1 protein-coding gene is annotated in these 241 nt (G+C 62.2%); it reads right to left on the reverse strand.

Annotated elements, in window-relative coordinates; translation table 11 throughout:
- Positions 1–36: 36 nt before the first annotated feature.
- Positions 37–241: hypothetical protein (locus ACPYOM_RS23680; protein ID WP_481347857.1), on the reverse strand; the 205-nt coding region annotated here is incomplete at its 5' end.

The raw sequence follows: 241 nt of genomic DNA on the forward strand, positions 1-241 counted from the left end.
TCATCAGGGTCGCCGCGGAAAGTGTTCTTGTTGTCTTCACGATGTCTCCTCGTCTCTTTGGTTGGGGGACGTGGATGCGACCGAATAAAGGACCCGTGCGTTGCGGGTCGCCTGGAACGCGTCGAGCGCCTCGCCGCGCATCGCGGCGTAGATGTGCAGGGTGGAGACGCCGATCACGGCGCCCAGCTTTTCGAGCAGGAAGAAGATGACGCCGTACCGAATCAGCCCGATCCAGTCGCGG

Source organism: Monashia sp. HAY1-2A, from assembly GCF_056755315.1.